This is a genomic window from Bradyrhizobium sp. 62B (genome assembly GCF_030272265.2).
Classification (GTDB): Bacteria; Pseudomonadota; Alphaproteobacteria; order Rhizobiales; family Xanthobacteraceae; genus Bradyrhizobium.
Window position 1 is genome coordinate 970,001 of record NZ_CP092841.2, and the last position, 16,989, is coordinate 986,989.

At 64.2% G+C, this 16,989-nt stretch carries 17 protein-coding genes (1 of these 17 running past the window's edge); 7 read left to right on the forward strand and 10 right to left on the reverse strand.

The annotated features are described in order from the left end of the window. Positions 1-110, forward strand: the end of a protein-coding gene (locus ML401_RS04575; RefSeq protein ID WP_285810209.1) for a hypothetical protein. The gene continues 487 nt to the left of window position 1, outside the view; 110 of the gene's 597 nt are visible here — the last part of the coding sequence; its start codon lies beyond the left edge, outside the window; it ends in the stop codon at positions 108-110. 235 nt (positions 111-345) lie between these two features. Here ML401_RS04575 and ML401_RS04580 read toward each other — a convergent pair whose 3' ends face one another. Together ML401_RS04580 and ML401_RS04585 are read right to left on the reverse strand one after the other, a co-directional pair. Continuing rightward, positions 346-1,437: a TRAP transporter substrate-binding protein gene (locus ML401_RS04580; protein WP_211418669.1), complete on the reverse strand. Its 1,092-nt coding sequence runs from the start codon at positions 1,435-1,437 to the stop codon at positions 346-348. A 313-nt stretch (positions 1,438-1,750) separates the two neighbouring features. Further along, a complete protein-coding gene (locus ML401_RS04585; RefSeq protein ID WP_194405874.1) occupies positions 1,751-2,842 on the reverse strand; it encodes a TRAP transporter substrate-binding protein in 1,092 nt (363 codons plus the stop codon). A 284-nt stretch (positions 2,843-3,126) separates the two neighbouring features. Between ML401_RS04585 and ML401_RS04590 the strand changes: the two genes are divergently transcribed. Continuing rightward, the gene (locus ML401_RS04590; protein ID WP_285810212.1) at positions 3,127-4,212 is read left to right on the forward strand and encodes an NAD-dependent epimerase/dehydratase family protein; all 1,086 of its coding nucleotides are present in this window, start codon (positions 3,127-3,129) and stop codon (positions 4,210-4,212) included. 126 nt (positions 4,213-4,338) lie between these two features. Here the strand turns inward: ML401_RS04590 and ML401_RS04595 are convergent, their stop codons facing one another. From ML401_RS04595 to ML401_RS04610, 4 genes are all read right to left on the reverse strand, one after another. Next, entirely contained in the window at positions 4,339-5,652 is a 1,314-nt protein-coding gene (locus ML401_RS04595; protein ID WP_212065915.1) for an NAD(P)H-dependent oxidoreductase, read from the reverse strand. A gap of 163 nt (positions 5,653-5,815) precedes the next feature. Beyond that, positions 5,816-6,616 (reverse strand): phytanoyl-CoA dioxygenase family protein, encoded by an 801-nt coding sequence (locus tag ML401_RS04600; protein WP_285810215.1) that lies wholly within the window; start codon positions 6,614-6,616, stop codon positions 5,816-5,818. Between the two features lie 83 nt (positions 6,617-6,699). Then, a complete protein-coding gene (locus tag ML401_RS04605) occupies positions 6,700-7,374 on the reverse strand; it encodes a GntR family transcriptional regulator (RefSeq protein ID WP_194405877.1) in 675 nt (224 codons plus the stop codon). Between the two features lie 184 nt (positions 7,375-7,558). Further along, positions 7,559-8,416 carry a sigma-70 family RNA polymerase sigma factor gene (locus ML401_RS04610; RefSeq protein WP_211418665.1) on the reverse strand — a complete coding sequence of 286 codons (858 nt, stop codon included), beginning with the start codon at positions 8,414-8,416 and terminating at the stop codon, positions 7,559-7,561. 99 nt (positions 8,417-8,515) lie between these two features. Between ML401_RS04610 and ML401_RS04615 the strand changes: the two genes are divergently transcribed. Continuing rightward, entirely contained in the window at positions 8,516-8,971 is a 456-nt protein-coding gene (locus ML401_RS04615) for a carboxymuconolactone decarboxylase family protein (RefSeq protein WP_285810218.1), read from the forward strand. Positions 8,972-9,038: 67 nt separating this feature from the next. Here the strand turns inward: ML401_RS04615 and ML401_RS04620 are convergent, their stop codons facing one another. Continuing rightward, positions 9,039-9,851 carry an alpha/beta fold hydrolase gene (locus ML401_RS04620; protein ID WP_285810220.1) on the reverse strand — a complete coding sequence of 271 codons (813 nt, stop codon included), beginning with the start codon at positions 9,849-9,851 and terminating at the stop codon, positions 9,039-9,041. A gap of 2 nt (positions 9,852-9,853) precedes the next feature. Further along, on the reverse strand, positions 9,854-10,672 hold the full coding sequence (locus tag ML401_RS04625; protein ID WP_285810223.1) for an alpha/beta fold hydrolase: 819 nt from the start codon (positions 10,670-10,672) through the stop codon (positions 9,854-9,856). 137 nt (positions 10,673-10,809) lie between these two features. Between ML401_RS04625 and ML401_RS04630 the strand changes: the two genes are divergently transcribed. Beyond that, positions 10,810-11,352 carry a methylated-DNA--[protein]-cysteine S-methyltransferase gene (locus ML401_RS04630; protein ID WP_194405882.1) on the forward strand — a complete coding sequence of 181 codons (543 nt, stop codon included), beginning with the start codon at positions 10,810-10,812 and terminating at the stop codon, positions 11,350-11,352. Positions 11,353-11,493: 141 nt separating this feature from the next. On the opposite strand, the gene ML401_RS04635 is transcribed toward ML401_RS04630, so the two are convergent. Continuing rightward, positions 11,494-13,038, reverse strand: a complete 1,545-nt coding sequence (locus ML401_RS04635; RefSeq protein ID WP_212065920.1) for an acyl-CoA synthetase — start codon at positions 13,036-13,038, stop codon at positions 11,494-11,496. 116 nt (positions 13,039-13,154) lie between these two features. Then, the gene (locus ML401_RS04640) at positions 13,155-14,327 is read right to left on the reverse strand and encodes an acetyl-CoA C-acetyltransferase (protein WP_211418660.1); all 1,173 of its coding nucleotides are present in this window, start codon (positions 14,325-14,327) and stop codon (positions 13,155-13,157) included. Between the two features lie 210 nt (positions 14,328-14,537). Here ML401_RS04640 and ML401_RS04645 point away from each other — a divergent pair, with 210 nt between their 5' ends. The 3 genes from ML401_RS04645 to ML401_RS04655 all read left to right on the forward strand — a co-directional run bounded on the left by ML401_RS04645 (position 14,538) and on the right by ML401_RS04655 (position 16,946). Then, positions 14,538-15,140, forward strand: a complete 603-nt coding sequence (locus ML401_RS04645; RefSeq protein ID WP_249131628.1) for a TetR family transcriptional regulator — start codon at positions 14,538-14,540, stop codon at positions 15,138-15,140. A 54-nt stretch (positions 15,141-15,194) separates the two neighbouring features. Continuing rightward, positions 15,195-15,953: an SDR family NAD(P)-dependent oxidoreductase gene (locus tag ML401_RS04650; RefSeq protein ID WP_128954145.1), complete on the forward strand. Its 759-nt coding sequence runs from the start codon at positions 15,195-15,197 to the stop codon at positions 15,951-15,953. Between the two features lie 186 nt (positions 15,954-16,139). Further along, positions 16,140-16,946, forward strand: coding sequence for an enoyl-CoA hydratase/isomerase family protein (locus ML401_RS04655; RefSeq protein WP_194405886.1), 807 nt, complete (start codon positions 16,140-16,142; stop codon positions 16,944-16,946). The last annotated feature ends 43 nt before the right edge of the window (positions 16,947-16,989 follow it).

Consider the following 16,989-nt stretch of genomic DNA (forward strand, 5'->3'; position numbering starts at 1 on the left):
ACGAAGCGCTGAAGACGCCGGCGCCTCAGGTCGAGAACAAAGGCAATATCGATCTCGTCGCCAAGTACTACGACAAGCTGGTCGCCGTGCTCGGCGACGACGAGAACTGAAGATATTTGGTGCGTTGTTTGCGCCGTGCATGCCCCCCGTACGAAAACTAGGTCTCGTCATCCCCAGTCTCGTAGGGAGAGCAAAACGAAGCGTGCCCAGGCGTCTGTCTAAGTTGAAAGAACGTGGGCACGGCGCTGTCGCGCCTTTACCGACCCTACGAGAGCTGTTGAATGGCAAAAGCCCCGGAGACATCTCCGGGGCTTTCGTCGTTTTGGACTTCGCTGTGCGTTGCAGTTATGTCCGTGTCCGCATCCGCATCATGAAGCTGTCGAAGCTGAGCTCCGCGACTTGCATCCAGGCCAGCGAGTCGGCGCGGTATGCCGTCAGGCTCGCATACATCTTGCCGAAATGCGGATTGCTCTTGGCGAGATCGGCGTAGATTTCGTTGGCCGCGCCGTAGCAGGCCTCGAGCACCTCCTGCGGGAACGGCTTGAGCGTCGCGCCGGCCGCCAGGAGTCGCTTCAGCGCCGGCGGGTTGACCGAGTCGTATTTGCCGGTCACCCAGGTGAAGGTGTCGAGCGAGGCCGCCGAGATCGCCGCCTGATAGTGCTTCGGCAGCGCGTTCCACTTTTCGAGATTCATGAGGTTGTGGCCCTGGCCGGTGCCTTCCCACCAGCCCGGATAATAATAGTACTTTGCGACCTTCACGAAGCCGAGCTTCTCGTCATCATAAGGGCCGACCCACTCCGCCGCGTCGATCGTGCCCTTCTCCAGCGCGGGATAGATGTCGCCGGCCGCGATCTGCTGCGGCACGCCACCGAGTTTTGCGATGATGGTGCCGGCGAAGCCGCCCACCCGGAATTTCAGGCCTTTGAGATCGTCGATGGTCTTGATCTCCTTGCGAAACCAGCCGCCCATCTGGGCACCGGTCGAGCCCGTCGGCACGCTGATCGTATTGTACTCCTTCAGGAGATCGTTGAGCATGTCCTGGCCGCCGTTCCATATCAGCCAGGAAATGTGTTGGCGCGTGTTGAGACCGAACGGCAGCGACGTGCCGAAGGTGAACGCCGGGTTCTTGCCCCAATAATAATAGAGCGCCGTATTGCCCATCTCGACAGTGCCGTTCGAGACGGCGTCGAGCACTTGCAGGCCCGGCACGAGCTCACCGGCCGCAAAGGGCTGGATCTGGAATCGATTGTCGGTGATCTCGGCAACGCGCTTGCAGAAATATTCGCAGCCGCCATAGAGCGTATCGAGCGATTTCGGCCAGCTTGCGGCCAACCGCCATTTCACTTCGGGCATCGATTGTGCGATAGCCGGCGCGGCCACCGCTGTGCTCGCAGCGAGACCGACGCCCGTTGCCTTCAGGAAATCACGACGTTTCATGCGTATCCCTCCAATGTGCCGATTGCTCGACTTAGGGAACGATCTTGCTGTCGTTTTGGCTTCGCCGATAACCGACGTTGTTTTGTGACGATAGGAATTACCCGGCGGCCCTTGAGGGCTTCTTCGTGGATTCCGTGCGTTGCGGCTCCGGTGGCGAGGATGGCGGGTCGTCTTCCGATAATCAAGCGTTGTCAGATCGCTCGCAGTTGCGAAGGCAGCGATCCCGCCGATGTCTGCGAGAGCTGCGCTCAACGGAAGAAGCCCCGGAGCTATCCCCGGGGCTTCTCCGACTTTAGTCGAGGAGGCGGTGACCTTACGTCTTGGCCCGCATCCGCGCCATGAAGCCGTCGAAGCTGAGCTCGGCGACCTGGGTCCAGGGCAGCGAGTCGTTCTTGAAAGCATTCATGCTGGCGAGCATCTTGCCGAAATGCGGGTTGGTCTTGGAGAGGTCGGCATAGATCTCGTTAGACGCGTTGTAGCAGGCTTCGAGCACCTCCTGGGGGAAGGCCTTGAGAATGGCGCCACCCACAATGAGCCGCTTCAGGGCCGGAGCGTTCACTGCGTCATACTTTCCGGTGATCCAGGTGAAGGTGTCGCGAGACGCCGCGTCGATCGCCGCCTGGTAGTGCTTGGGCAGCGAATTCCACTTTTCGATATTCATGATGTTGTGGCCCTGGCTCGTGCCTTCCCACCAGCCGGGATAATAGTAGTACTTAGCCACTTTCGCGAAACCGAGCTTTTCATCGTCGTAGGGACCGACCCATTCGGCCGCGTCGATCGTGCCCTTCTCGAGCGCCGGGTAGATGTCGCCGCCGGCCAGTTGCTGCGGCACGCAGCCGAGCTTGGCGAGAATGGTGCCGGCAAAGCCGCCGATACGCATCTTCAGGCCCTTGAGATCGTCGATCGATTTGATCTCCTTTCTGAACCAGCCGCCCATCTGCGCGCCGGTCGAGCCGGTCGGAATGCCGTAGACGTTGTACTCCTTGAGGAGGTCGTTGACGAGTTCTTGCCCGCCGCCCCAGAGCAGCCAGGAGATCTGCTGGCGCGTGTTCAAGCCGAACGGCAGCGCGGTGGCGAAGGTGAAGGCGGGGTTCTTGCCCCAATAGTAATAAAGCGCGGTGTTGCCGATCTCGACGGTGCCGTTTGATACGGCGTCCAGGACCTGCAGGCCGGGGACGATCTCGCCGGCTGCAAACGGCTGAATCTGAAACTTGTTGTCGGTGATGGCGGCTACTTGCTTGCAGAAATATTCACAGCCGCCGTAGAGCGTATCGAGCGACTTCGGCCAGCTCGTGGCATAGCGCCACTTGATCTCGGGGGAGCTTTGCGCGATCGCGGGCGCGGCGACGGCGGTGCTGGCGGCCAGGCTGGCGCCCGTCACCTTGAGAAAATCACGACGTTTCATGCGTATCCCTTCCATTGCGTCGATGCGTCGAGCAGAAGCGATCTTGATGTCGTTTCGTCGAGGATCGACGTTCTTTTGTTGAAATGGTCTAGGCGTTCCCGAATGGCCCTGAGGGGGCTCTTGTTGCTGGAATCCGAGCGTTGCGGTTCCGTCAGCAAGGATGACCGTTCGTTGCCCGATAATCAAGCGATCTGCATCTCGCGACTGCGAAGCGTGCCAGACACAAGTCGGGACCGTCAGCAGCCTGCTAGACGATGAGGCAATGATCAAAGAGGAAGCGCGCAATGACGGGCAAGAAGTTGGTGGTCGCCGGTGCGACCGGTCTCGTTGGCAACGCCGCCTTGCGGCACTTCGGCGCGTCGGAGCCTTGCGAGATCGTGGCGCTGTCGCGGCGAAGACCGCGCAACTTCTATGGCGCCCGCCACGTCCCGATTGACCTCACCAGTGCCGCGGATTGCCGCCGTGCGGCGGCCGAGTTCGCGGGCGCCACCCATCTGGTCTACGCCGCGCTCTACGAAGCGCCGCAGCTCGTCGATGGCTGGCGCGATGAGCAACAGATCAAGATCAACGACCAGATGCTGCGCAACCTGATGGGCGAGCTCGAGCCGGCGGCGCTCGGGCTCAAACATGTCGCCCTGTTGCAGGGGACCAAGGCATACGGCGTCCATGTCCGCCCCCTGACCGTGCCGGCGCGTGAGGGCCGCTCCGAAATGTATGAGCAGCCCAATTTCTATTGGGCCCAGGAAAACTTCCTGCGCGAGCTCCAGAAGGGAAAGGCCTGGCACTGGAGCATTTTGCGCCCCGTCCTGATCGTCGGTCTCGCCATGGGCGGCGCGATGGATCTGATCCCGCCTCTCGGCGTCTACGCCGCGATGCTGCGCGAGCAGGGCCGGCCGCTGGATTTTCCCGGCGGCGCCCCGCGTGTGGGGCAGGCCGTCGATGTCGATCTCCTCGCCCGCGCGATCGCCTGGTCGGGCGAAGCGGGGACGGCGCGGAACGAGGCCTTCAACGTCACCAATGGCGATGTCTTTACCTGGGAAAACATCTGGCCCGCCGTGGCCGACGCGCTGGAGATGAAGCCCGGCAAGCCGGTGCCGCTTTCACTTGCAAAGGAGTATCCGAACTGGATCGACGTTTGGGACGAGCTGCGGGCCAGGCATAACCTCGTCTCGCCCGGTCTCGCCGACTTCGTCGGCCTCTCATTCCAGTACGCCGACTACAGCATGCGCTACGGCCACACAGAATCCGGCCCGCCCTCGATCGTCTCCACCGTGAAGATCAACCGCGCTGGCTTCACCGAGATGATGGACACGGAAGACATGTTCAGGAAGTGGTTTCGGCAAGCGAAGGAAGAGAGGTTGTTGCCGTAACGCTTGTTGTGATGGCGGCGCAACTGTCTCTCCGCAAAAGCCGTCATGCCCGGGCTTGTCCCGGGCATTCCCGTATTTTGCGCCGCAAGGAGGCGTGGATGGCCGGGCCATGACGCCGCGGAGGTCTCACTCCTCCTTCGCGAACGCTGCCTCCATGGCCTTGCGCGTCTTCACCGTCTCGTTGCCGGGATCGAACTCGACATCGCTCCAGCGCACCACCGCGCCGTGCGCGACGTCATGCTTCAGCTTCACGCGGTGGGCGAGGCCAATCGGCAGGGCGCCCGCCTTCAGGCTCGCGGCTGCAGGTACCAGCTTGCCCCACACCGTGTAGCCGCCTTCGCCGTCCAGCATCTCGCCCGCACGCAAATTGCGCTTGGCTACCGCCGCGACGTCGCCGCGGAAGCCGCTCGCCTGTCCGGTCGGCTCGCCGCGCAGCGCCGCCGACAACACCGAGATGTTCAGCTCGAGCCCGATCAGGTGATAGGGTTTGTACATCGCCGCATAGCGTCCGCTGGCATCGGTCTTCAGGCCATATTGCCGGAAGCAGTCGGCGGCATAATCGTTCGGCGCCTCCAGCACCACATAGACGCCCCAGCGCAGGTCGCGGAATACCGGCCGGCCGTCTCGCTCGAGCGAGGAGACGACCTCGACCAGGCCGGGTCGGTCCAGCACGCCGCCGCGCGAACGCGGCCGCATGATATGCGGCAGATCGTCGACGCCGCAGGGCGGAAACAGCAGGCCGTCGGCGGGCACGTCGAGCGCGCAGGCATTGGCGATGGCGGCCATCTCGATGGCCGATTTGGTGCCGTCGAGAAACGAGTTGAACATCTGCGGATTCATGCCGGCCGACTGCGCTTCGCCTGCGGTCAGACCGTAATGATGCCAGACGCCATCAGGCGTCACGTCGTGATACGCCGGCAGATATTTTGTGCCCTTGCCGGCGGCGACCACGCGAAAACCGGTCGCGCGTGCCCAGTCGACCATCTCGGCCGTCAGCGCCGGCTGGTCGCCATAGGCGAGCGAATAGACCACGCCGGCCTTGCGTGCTTCCTCGGCGAGCAGCGGACCTGCCAGCACGTCGGCTTCGACATTCACCATCACGATGTGCTTGCCCGCGGCGATCGCGGCGCGCGCGTGGCGGATTCCAACGGCGGGATTTCCGGTCGCTTCCACCACCACGTCCATCGCGCCGCCGGCAATGGCCCGCGCGCCGTCGTCGGTGAAGACCGTCTTCGCGATGAGCTCGGCACTCCAGCCGACGGTGCGGCACGCCTCGCGCGCGCGCTCGCGGTCGAGATCGACGATGATCGGCACCTCCAGCCCCGGCGTATGCGGCACCTGCGCCAGAAACATCGAGCCGAATTTGCCCGCACCGATCAATGCGACACGGACAGGCTTGCCGGCGGACGCGCGGGCCTGGAGGAGGCGGAAGAGATTCATGGGGGATGTCCTGCGGAGCTATCGTGTCCCCGGACGCGGTGCGGCGCGAAGTGCCGCTCCGCTGAGCCGGGACCTAGAGAGAAAATTATCGATACAGTATGAGCCCCGGCCCTGCAGCGCACCGCTGAAGAAGCGCTGCGCTGCGTCGGGGCACGAGACCTGTCTACTCCGCCGCCTGCCGCGGCGCACGGGCAAGCCGCACCAGCGCATCGTCATCCACCGTCTTGATCGGCGCAAAATCGCGATGGGCGATGTAGTCCGGTCGCGTCGGGGTGCGAATGTAGTTCGAGACCGCATTCAGCGTCAGGTACACGATCTTGCGCGGATAGGGCGTGATGTTGCCTGCCGAGCCATGCACGAGATTGCCGTGGAACATCAGCATGCCGCCGGGCTTGCCGGTCGGCGCGACGATGCCGCCCTGCGCGACGAGCCGCGTCACTGTCGCTTCGTCCAGCGTCCATAGCGGATAGGAGGTGGTGGCGAGGTCGTGCGAGGCTTCGAGATCGCCGGCGTACTGGCTGCGTGGCACCAGCATCAGGGGTCCGTTGATCGGCATCACCTCGTCGAGGAAGATCGCGATGTTCATCGCCCGCGGCTCCGGCATGCCGTCGTCGCGCTTCCAGGTGCCGTAATCCTGGTGCCATTGCCAGACGTCGCCGGTGAAGGCCGATTTCGCGTTGATCTTGAACTGGTGCATGTAAACAGGCTCGCCGAACAATTGCTCGACCGGGTCGATCATGCGCGGATGGGCGCCGAGGATGCCGAACGCCTCGTTATAGAGATGCGCGGCAAACGCCGTGCGCGGCGCGCCGCTCTTCTCGCGCCAGACTTCCGGCCGGTTGGTGTCGTAGATGCCGACAGCCTCGCGCGCGAGCAGATCGACCTCCTCCTGGGCGAACAGCTCGGGCAGGAACAGCCAGCCCTCGCGGTGGAAGAACTCCAATTGCTCCTGCGATAGTTTCATGGGTCGTCCTCCTTGATTTTGTCATTCTGCTTATTGTTGTCATTCCGGGGCGTGCGAAGCACGAGCCCGGAATGACGGCGCGACTACGCCGCCGCCTCCGTCGTCCTCAATCTCTCCTCAGTCATTCGCCCCGCCGTCTGCGCATGCGCCAGCGCCGCGCGCTCGGCCGCGCTCGCATCGCCTGCGAGAATGTGCCCGGCGATCTCCGCGTGCTCCGCCCAGGCGCTGCCGCGATAGTCGAGCTCCGACAGCACCGTCGCCATCGAGCGGCGCATATGCGGCCATTGCGGCGCGATCGTCTCCTCGATCACGGGATTGCCGGCGAGCTGATAGATCGCGCGGTGAAAATCGACGTCGAGCGTGATGAGCTCGGCCAGCGGTGTCGCGCGGTCGATGCGGCCGCCGGCGGCCAGCGCCGCTTCCAACCGCGCGCGGCCTGTCGCGTCGTATCCCGCGCGCGTCGTCGCAAGCCGCGCCGCAAGCGCATCGATCGCCCCGCGCACCTCGTAGAGCTGGCGGATCCGTGAGGGATCGAGCTGGGTGACCTCGAACCCGCGCTTGCCGCTTTCGGCGACGAGGCCTTGTCGATGCAGCAGATGCAGCGCGTGCGACACCGGCTGGCGCGACACGCCGAGCCTGTCGGCGAGCTCGTTCTGCCGGATGCGCTGGCCGGGCTCCAGCGTGCGGTCGGAGATCGCCTCCAGGATGCGCGCATAGACCTGGTCGATCAGGTTCGGAAGCGGGTCGAGGGGGATCACGCCGGTAGCTCCGACAGCCAATGGGAATACGGAATTCCGTATTCGAATCTACGCTTCGTGAGGTGGGGCGGTCAAGCGGTATCGGAGGGTGACGGAATGACCTTCCGTCAGATCCGGTAAGCCATTGATCTTGCTGGGCCAGTCTACTGTGCATGGGGTTGTTTTCGCAGAATTGCGCCCAGCCTCAGCCCTCGAGCACCTCCACGTCCAGTGCGGCGACCTGCTCCGGGTCGGCCAACGCCTCGATCCCAACGATACGGTCGTCCCTGAACATCACGCGCAGCGCGATGCGCAGCCGTCCGCCGAGGATGACGGCCACTCCGATCTTGCCATCGACCAACGCCGTTCGTGCAGCCTGGGCACGGCCCTTGTAGAGCTGCGCCACCGCGTCCGCGCCGCGGATCTCGGCCAGCGTGCCGAGCCGCACCGCGGCCTGGTCGGCGCGGAAGACGACGTCGGGATCGAGCGCGGCCAGCAGCCCCTCGAAATTGCCCTCGCGCGACGCCTTGAGGAAGGCATCGACGATTGCGCGCTGGCGCGACTGGTCCGTCTCGGGCACCGGCGCGCCCTGCACCCGTCGTCGCGCCCGGCTGGCGAGCTGCCGCGATGCGTCGACCGATCGGCCGACAATCGGCGCGATCTCCTCGAAGGGCACGGCGAACATGTCGTGCAGCACGAAGGCGAGCCGCTCCGCAGGCTGCAGCGTCTCCAGCACGACGAGCAGCGCCGCACCGACGGAGTCAGCCATCTCCGCCTCGCGCAGCGGCCCCTCGTCGGCCGGCTCCGGCACATCCGGGCCCATCGGCTCTTCCTTGCGCGATTTCCGCGCGCGCAGCATGTCGAGGCAGATGCGCGCGACCACGGTGGTGAGCCAGCCGCGGAGGTTCGCGATATCAGACATGTCGTAGCGGCTGACCCGCAGCCAGGCCTCCTGCACGGCATCGTCGACCTCGGCGCGGGAGCCGAGCATCCGATAGGCCACCGCGCGCAGATGGTCCCTGCTGGCCTCGAATTGCTCAGTGAGAAGATTTTCTTCAGTCATCGGTCACATTCCCTCGTCGCGATCCGTCATCCACATGACGAAGCCAATCCGGCCGATGTGACCGGAACCTTCGAAATTCGAGCGATGGAGACGAAAAAGATGCACGCCCGCATGAATCACCCCGTGATGGTCCTTCCCGAAGCCATGAATGTCTTGCAGTCCCTCGGCAATCTCACCAAGCAGGGCCTGCCGGAAAAGCTTCTGGAACTGGTGCACCTGCGCGCCAGCCAGATCAACGGTTGCAGCGTCTGTGTCGACATGCATCCCAGGATCGCCCGCAAGCTGGGTGAGACTGACGAGCGTCTGTTCGCCGTGTCCGCCTGGCGCGATGCGCCCTATTTCACCGATGCCGAGCGCGCCGCGCTGGCGCTGGCGGAGTCCGTCACGCGTCTTGCCGATCGCGAGGATCCGGTGCCGGATGCGGTCTGGAGCGAGGCCGACAAGCATTTCGACGAACGCGAGCTCGCAACGCTGATCCTCTCGATCGCCACCATCAATGTCTGGAACCGGCTGAACGCAGCGATCAAGATGCCGGTCGGCGTGTGGAAGGTATAGGTTTTCTTCCTTCGCCTCTCCCCGCTTGCGGGGAGAGGCCGGCCGCTGGCGCCGACCTCCTTACAAGCTACTCCGCCAAGAACCTGCTCACGACCTCGCCGAAGCCCAGCGGGTCCTGCTCGAACATCCAGTGGCCGGCGTTGGGAATGACCGCCGTCTCAGCTCCCGCGATATGCTCGGCGAGCACGCGCCACATCACCGACAGGCTGCCGGTGGTGGCCCCGCCGCCGATCAGCAGCGTCGGCGTCCGGATCGCCTGCGCATCGTTCAGCGTGTAGGGCCGGCGCTGCTCGTTGATCTGGCCGAGGAAGGTCAGGGCGTTGTCGCGCAGCTGCTGCTTGGCGGCGGCCGGCACCCGGCGCCACGAACCGTCGCCCTCGATGCCCTCGTAGAAATTCTGCAGCGCGCCTTCGAGGTCGCCGGTGCGGATCATCTCGACTGAGCGCGCGGTGCGCGCCGCGAGCGGCGGATGTGCGGGCGTGCCTTCGGGTAGCGGCAGGCTGGCATCGAGATCGCCGCCCGGCTCGGCCAGCACCAGTTTCCGCAAGAGATCAGGCCGTGCCTGCGCCACGCGGAAGGCGATGTGGCCGCCGCGCGAATGGCCCATCAGATCCACAGGTGTAGGCCTCACCTGCTCGATGAACGCGATCACATCGGCGACGTGCTGCGCCATCTTGTAGTCGTCGCCGACGGCGTCCCAGTGCTCGGGAAAGAAGTGCCGCAGGCTGACCGAGATCACCCGATGGGCCTTCGACAATGGCCCGAGCACCGAATACCAGGTGCGGAAATCGCCTAGCGTGCCGTGCACGCAGACCAGCGGCGGGCCGCTTCCGACCTCGAGATAGGCCATGTCGTAGTCGTTGACGCGGAATGACTGCATGATCAGCTCGCCAGAAAATCGAGGACGATTTCAGAGTATTTCTGCGGCGCCTGTTCGAACATCGGATGCGTCGCGTTCGGGATGATCGCGGTCTTGGAATAGGGCACATGCGCTGCGAGCGCATGCAGCACCTTTGGCAAGAGGCCCTTGGTCCGCGCGCCCAGGATGAACAGCGTCGGCATCCTGATGGACTCCGCGTCCGCCTTCGAGAAAGGCGGGCGATTGTCGCGGACCTGGCCGATCAGGGTGTAAGCATTGTCGCGCAAATTCTGCTTCACCATGGCCGGCAGCCGCGGCCAGGTGCCGGCGCCTTCCAGCGTGTCGACGAAGACGGCAAGGCCGCCGTCGACATCACTGGCGGCGATCTTCTCGGCCGACGCCGTGAAGCGCGCCAGCAGCGGCGAGGGGCCGCCGACGTAATCCGGATCGAGGCTCGCATCGAGCTCGCCGCCGGGCTCCGCCAGGACGAGCCGGCGCAACAGATCAGGGCGGGCTTGCGTGACGCGGAAGCAGATGTGTCCGCCGCGGGAATGGCCCATCAGGTCGACGGGCCCGAGGTCGAGCGTCTCGATGAAGGCGATGACGTCCTGGACATGCTGGGCGATCGAATAGGTGTCGCCGATGCCGTCCCAGCGTTCCGGAAAGAAATGCCGCAGGCTGACGGCGATCACGCGACGCTGCTGCGTCAGCGGCCCGAGCACGCAACCCCAGACCCGGAAGTCGTTGAGCGAGCCGTGCACGCAGACCAGCGGCGGCCGGCCTCGGTCTTCGCCCGCGTCGAGATAGGGCATGTCGTAACCGTTGACGTGGAGGCTTTGCATTCGGGACTCGCGGGGCAGGCGGAACTGCTGTGCAAGATTCCCGGAAACCGGGTGGATCGCAACTATTTCCAAGCCTAGATTGTGGCTCAGCACACAATGGGGGCATGCGACAAGGACGCTAGCTCAGGAACCAAGCCATGACCGACCAGCATTTTGCCCTGTTCGACACCAGGATCGGCCTCTGCGCCGTCGCCTGGGGCCCGCGCGGCATCAACGGCACGCAATTGCCCATGGGTGGCGAGCAGAAGATCCGCACCCGCATCAGCCAGCGCCACGCTGACGCCGTCGAGACCGAGCCGACCGCGGAGGTGCGAGAAGCGATCGACCGCATCGTCAAGCTGCTCGCGGGCGAGCCGGACGACCTCACCGACATCGAGCTCGATCTCGATGGTGTGCCCGAGTTCAATCGCGGCGTCTACGAGATCGCCCGCGCCATTCCGCCGGGCAAGACCATCACCTATGGCGACATCGCCAAGCAGCTCGGCGGCGTGCAGCTGTCGCGCGATGTCGGCCAGGCGCTCGGCCGCAACCCATGCCCGATCGTGGTGCCCTGCCATCGCGTGCTCGCAGCCGGCAACAAGCCCGGCGGCTTCTCGGCGAATGGCGGCGTGGTGACGAAGCTGAAGATGCTCGAGATCGAAGGCGCGCTGGTGAATCACACGCCGAGTCTGTTTGATTGAGGTTCAAGGTCTCGTGCCCCGGACGCAGTGCGGCACGAAGTGCTGCACTGCTGAGCCAGGGCCCAGCATCTTGGCGAGATGGGTCCCGGCCCTGCGGTGCACCGCTCCGCGGTGCACCGCGTCCGGGACACGAATCCTCTCCTAGATCTTCGCCGTCGTCTTCGGCCAATATTTGTCGCGCAGATGCCGCTTCACCAGCTTGCCGGTCGGCGTGCGCGGCAGCTCGGGCTCGAAATCGATCGAACGCGGGCACTTGATGGCGGAGAGGCGGCCCTTGCAATAGGCGATCAGGTCGGCCTCCAGCGCCTTGCCGGCGCGGCTCATGTCGTGCGGCTGCACCACCGCCTTGACCTCTTCGCCCATTTCCTCGTTCGGGACGCCGAACACCGCGACGTCGGCGACGTCGGGGTGGGTGATCAGCACGTCCTCGGTCTCCTGCGGGTAGATGTTCACGCCGCCGGAAATGATCATGTAGGACTTGCGGTCGGTGAGATAGAGGAAGCCATCCTTGTCGAGGTAGCCGACATCGCCGAGCGTCGACCAGCCCTTGGCGTTGTAGGCCTTCTTCGTCTTCTCGGGGTCGTTGTGATAGGTGAACGCCGGTGCGTCGGCGAAGTAGACCGCGCCGATCTCGCCCGTCGGTTGCTCCTCGTCGTTCTCGTCGAGAATCTTGATCTTGCCGACCACGGCGCGGCCGACGCTGCCGCGATGCGCCAGCCATTCCTTGGAGCTGCAGACCGTGACGCCATTGCCCTCCGAGCCCGCGTAATACTCGATCAGGATCGGCCCCCACCATTCGATCATCTTTGCCTTGACGTCGACCGGACACGGAGCTGCGGCGTGAATGGCGCCCTTGAGCGTGGAGACGTCGTATTTGGTGCGAACGTCGTCCGGCAGCTTCAGCATCCGCACGAACATGGTCGGCACCAGCTGTGATTGCGTGACCTTGTACTTCTCGACCAGCTTCAGGAACTCTTCGGCGTCGAAGTGCTCCATGATGATGGAGGTGCCGCCGAGCACGATTGCCATCATGTTGAAGCGCAAGGGAGCGGCGTGATAGAGCGGCGCCGGCGACAGATAGGTGCTTTCCGCGTTCATGCCGCACATGTCGGCACAGAGCACGCGCAGAAGCGGATTCGGCTCGTCGACCGCCTTGCCCTCGAACGCCTTCTTGACGCCCTTGGGCCGACCGGTGGTGCCTGACGAATACAGCATGTCGTAGCCGGCGACCTCATCGGCAATCGGCGTCACCGGCTGGCTCGCTGCTTCCTTGTCATAGGAGCGGAAGCCTGGCAGTGGCTCGTCCATCATGTAGAAGATCGGCTCGCCGGCGGCGCCCTTGATCAGGCCCTTGATCTGGTCGGCGCATTTCGGCGTGGTGATCACGACCTTGGCGCCGCAATCGGCGATGATGTAGTCGATCTCGTCCTGCTTCAGATAGCGGCTGATCGCGGTATAATAGAGCCCGCTGCGCTGCGCGGCCCAGCACAGCTCCATGAAGGCAAGCCGGTTCTCCATCAACAGCGCGATGTGGTCGCCGGCCTTGAGGCCCAGCGAACGGAACAGGTGCGCGCCCTGGTTCGAGAGCTCGTCGAGCTCGCGATAGGTGATCGCCTTGCCGGTGCCGGCCATCTGGTAGGCGATCTTGTTCGGCGTGGCGCGGGCGTGGACGGAGGGGTGAGTCATGGCGTTTCCTCAAAACGCGAATGGCGAGCAGCGAATGGCGAATAGGGGAGAAGGGCAATCGCTCTTCGCCTACTCACCATTCGCTACTCGCCATTCACTGCTTGCTTTTGTTTTTCTTACAGTCGTTCGACGATCGTGACGTTGGCCATGCCGCCGCCTTCGCACATGGTCTGCAGGCCATAGCGCTTGCCGCGCTGGTGCAGGGCGTGGACCAGCGTCGTCATCAGCTTGGTGCCGGAGCCGCCGAGCGGATGGCCGAGCGCGATGGCGCCGCCGTTGACGTTGAGACGCTCGGGATCGGCGCCGGTGGTCTTCAGCCAGGCGGTCGGCACCGAGGCGAAGGCCTCGTTGACCTCGAACAGGTCGATGTCGCCGATCTTCATGCCGGCCTTCTCCAGTGCGCGCTTGGTTGCGTGCAGCGGAGCGTCCAGCATGATGACGGGATCGCCGCCCATCATGGTCATGTGATGGATGCGCGCCAGCGGCTTGACGCCGAGCTGCTTCAGGCCCTTTTCATTCACCACCATGACGCCGGAAGCGCCGTCGCAAATCTGACTGGCACTGGCGGCGCTGAGCTTGCCGTTCTCTGCGATCAGCTTGACACCCTTGATGCCGTCGAGCGTGACGTCGAAGCGGATGCCTTCGTCGATGTGGTGGGTGTCCTTGGAGCCGTCGGCGCGGGTGATTTCGAGCGGCACGATCTCCTTCTTGAAGTGGCCGGCCTGCGTCGCCGCGATCGCGCGCTGATGGCTGTTGTAGGAATATTGGTCGAGCTCATCCTTGGAGAGGCCGTATCGCTCCGCCATCATCTCGGCGCCGGTGAACTGGCTGAACACGATGTTGGGATATTTCGCTTCGATGCCCGGGCTCTTGTAATTGCCGAAGCCGTTCTTGGCCGGAAGCTGCGAGGACAGGCCCATGGGCACGCGCGTCATCGATTCCACGCCGGCGGCGATCACGACATCCATCGTGCCGGACATCACCGCTTGGGCTGCGAAGTGCAGCGCCTGCTGCGAGGAGCCGCACTGGCGGTCGATCGAGGTGCCCGGCACGCTCTCCGGCAGCTTCGAGGCCATGATCGCGTTGCGCGCGACGTTGTTGGACTGCTCGCCGACCTGCATCACGCAGCCCATGATCACGTCCTCGACCTGGGCGGGATCGACCTTGGTGCGATCGACCAGCTCGTCCAGCACCTTCGCGGCGAGGTCAGCCGGATGCCAGCCGGCGAGGCGGCCCCCCTTGCGCCCGCCGGCGGTACGCGCGGCGGCGACGATGTAAGCCTCGGCCATGTCGGTTTCTCCCTGAATTCTTGCTTGGGTTGGTTGTCGGGGACGGATTTAAGGGACGGGAGATCGTTTAGTCAATCGATCAATTAACTCTTGTGATGAGGCGCTGCTTGGGCTTATCTGCGCCCCGCTTCGAGCGGCAAACAGGGATCTTCCGTGGCGACCAGCGTACCGAACAGGCTCCCCAGCGGGAAGAATTCCACGGCGGAGAAATTGCTCGTGGCCGCGAGCGAGCTGATGATCGAACGCTCCTCGATCGAGATCTCGCTGTCAGACATCGCGCAGAAGTCGGGCGCCAACGCCGCGCTGGTCAAATATCATTTCGGCAACAAGGACGGCCTCCTGCTGGCGCTGCTCGCGCGCGATGCGGCGACCGAAATGTCCAATCTCGAGTACCTGTTGGCGCAGCCGATCAATTCGACGGCGAAGCTGAAGCTGCACATTGCCGGCATCATCCGCGCCTATCACCGCTTCCCCTATATGAACCGGCTGATCCACTATCTCCTGCACGAGACCAGCGCGAGCTCGGCCGATGAAGTCTCGAAATTCTTCGTCGCCCCGCTCTTGGATTTCCACCGCCGCCTGCTCGCGGAAGGCGTCAGCCGCGGCGAATTCCGCCAGACCGATCCGGTGCTGTTCTACACCAGCCTGATCGGCGCCTGCGATCATTTGTTCTTCGGACGGCACGCGATGTCCCGCGCGACCGGCGTCGGCCCTGTCACCGACGACGTGTGCCGGCAATATATCAAGCACATGGAAACGCTCATCTGCGGCGGCATCCTCACGCAAGCCGGGGAAGCTGCCGCGGCCGGATAATCCGGCCAATACTCTCAAGTCTAGAGAAGAAACGCCCAAGGAAAGGTGCCTGTCATGGAATTGAAAGACGTAGCCGTTCTCATCACCGGCGGTGGTTCGGGCCTCGGTGAAGCCACCGCTCGCGCCATGGCGGCCAAAGGCGCCAAGATCGGCGTGATCGATCAGAACAAGGAGAACGCCGAGAAGGTCGCTGCCGAGGTGAAGGGCGTTGCGCTGCATGCCGACGTCACCAGCGAGGAGCAGATCAAGGCGGCAATCGCCAAGGCAGAAGCCGCTCATGGCGTCGCCCGCGTGCTGATGAATTGCGCCGGCATCGGCGGCTCGCAGCGCATCGTCGGCCGCGATGGCGTCTATCCGCTGGAAAAGTTCGCGCGCATCATCAACGTCAATCTGATCGGCACGTTCAACTGCCTGCGTCTGTTCGCCGAGCGCCTCGTCACGATCGAGCCCGTCGGCGAAGAGCGCGGTGTCATCATCAACACGGCGTCGGTCGCAGCTTACGAAGGCCAGATCGGACAAATCGCCTATTCGGCCTCGAAGGGCGGCGTCGTCGGCCTCACCCTGCCGGCCGCGCGCGATCTCGCCAGCCAGAAGATCCGCGTCAACACTATCGCGCCCGGTCTGTTCTTCACGCCGCTGCTGATGGGCTTGAACGAGGAGGCCCGCAAGAGCCTGGGCGCCCAGGTGCCGCATCCCTCGCGCCTCGGCGATGCCAAGGAATACGGCGCGCTCGCCGTGCACATCGTCGAGAACGCGATGCTTAACGGCGAAACCATCCGTCTCGACGGTGCGATCCGGATGGCGCCAAGGTAGCTCCTTCCTTCCCCCCTTTTGGGAGAAGGTGGCGCGAAGCGCCGGATGAGGGGATCTCTCCGAGGTCTGATCTGCGGAGACAGACCCCTCACCCAAGCGAGCATGTTGCAACGAGATACGTGCCCTCTCCCACAAGGGGCGAGGGCGCAGTAATAGCCATCTCCCGCGCGGATATAAGAGGCATGCATGTCCCAACCGCTGCTGATCGAGCATGACGATGGCGTTGACCGGGTAACGCTCAATCGTCCCGAACACCTCAACGCGCTCGATCCGGCGCTGATCGACGCGCTCAACGTTTATTTCCTGGGCCTGCAGCGCAATCGCGACACGCGCGTCGTGGTGCTCAGAGGCGCCGGCAAGAATTTCTGCGCCGGCCTGGATCTCAAGGCCGCGATGGCGCGCCGGGCCGGGCAGCAGGAGCCGCCCGGTGTCACGGAGTCGCTGGATTCGCAGCGCCGCATTGCCGACATCGTGATGCTGATGCGGCGCTGCCCGCAGCCGATCCTGGCGCTGGTACAGGGCGCGGCGGCCGGCGGCGGCTTTGCGCTGGCGCTCGCCTCCGACATCCGCATTGCCTCGAAATCTGCGCGGATGAACTGCGCCTTCATCAAGCTCGGCCTCGGCGGCTGCGACATCGGCACCAGCTATTTCCTGCCGCGGCTGGTCGGCGTGTCCGTCGCGTCGGAACTGATCCTCACCGGACGGTTCATCGGCGCCGAGCGCGCGCTCGCGGTCGGCCTCGTTTCCGAAGTCGTGGACGAGGACAAGCTCAATGATGCGGCCGAGCCCTATGTCGAGGCGATGATGACGGCTTCGCCCGTGGGCCTGCGTCTCTCCAAGGAGTGCCTCAACATGAGCGTCGATGCCGGGTCGCTGGAAGCCGTGATCGCGATGGAGGATCGCAACCAGGTGCTGTGCAGCCGTTCCGAGGAATTTTCGGAAGGCATCAGGGCCTTCCTTGAGAAGCGAAAGCCTGTCTATATCAAGCGCTGAACCAGAACGATCCGCAAAGGACGATAATTCCGGGAGACGCAAA

Coding starts and splice junctions, on each gene's coding strand:
- ML401_RS04580 (WP_211418669.1), bottom strand. CDS start 1,437: ATGAAACGTCGTGATTTCCTGAAGGCAACGGGCGTCGGTCTCGCTGCG.
- ML401_RS04585 (WP_194405874.1), bottom strand. CDS start 2,842: ATGAAACGTCGTGATTTTCTCAAGGTGACGGGCGCCAGCCTGGCCGCC.
- ML401_RS04590 (WP_285810212.1), top strand. CDS start 3,127: ATGACGGGCAAGAAGTTGGTGGTCGCCGGTGCGACCGGTCTCGTTGGC.
- ML401_RS04595 (WP_212065915.1), bottom strand. CDS start 5,652: ATGAATCTCTTCCGCCTCCTCCAGGCCCGCGCGTCCGCCGGCAAGCCT.
- ML401_RS04600 (WP_285810215.1), bottom strand. CDS start 6,616: ATGAAACTATCGCAGGAGCAATTGGAGTTCTTCCACCGCGAGGGCTGG.
- ML401_RS04610 (WP_211418665.1), bottom strand. CDS start 8,416: ATGACTGAAGAAAATCTTCTCACTGAGCAATTCGAGGCCAGCAGGGAC.
- ML401_RS04615 (WP_285810218.1), top strand. CDS start 8,516: ATGCACGCCCGCATGAATCACCCCGTGATGGTCCTTCCCGAAGCCATG.
- ML401_RS04620 (WP_285810220.1), bottom strand. CDS start 9,851: ATGCAGTCATTCCGCGTCAACGACTACGACATGGCCTATCTCGAGGTC.
- ML401_RS04625 (WP_285810223.1), bottom strand. CDS start 10,672: ATGCAAAGCCTCCACGTCAACGGTTACGACATGCCCTATCTCGACGCG.
- ML401_RS04630 (WP_194405882.1), top strand. CDS start 10,810: ATGACCGACCAGCATTTTGCCCTGTTCGACACCAGGATCGGCCTCTGC.
- ML401_RS04635 (WP_212065920.1), bottom strand. CDS start 13,038: ATGACTCACCCCTCCGTCCACGCCCGCGCCACGCCGAACAAGATCGCC.
- ML401_RS04640 (WP_211418660.1), bottom strand. CDS start 14,327: ATGGCCGAGGCTTACATCGTCGCCGCCGCGCGTACCGCCGGCGGGCGC.
- ML401_RS04650 (WP_128954145.1), top strand. CDS start 15,195: ATGGAATTGAAAGACGTAGCCGTTCTCATCACCGGCGGTGGTTCGGGC.
- ML401_RS04655 (WP_194405886.1), top strand. CDS start 16,140: ATGTCCCAACCGCTGCTGATCGAGCATGACGATGGCGTTGACCGGGTA.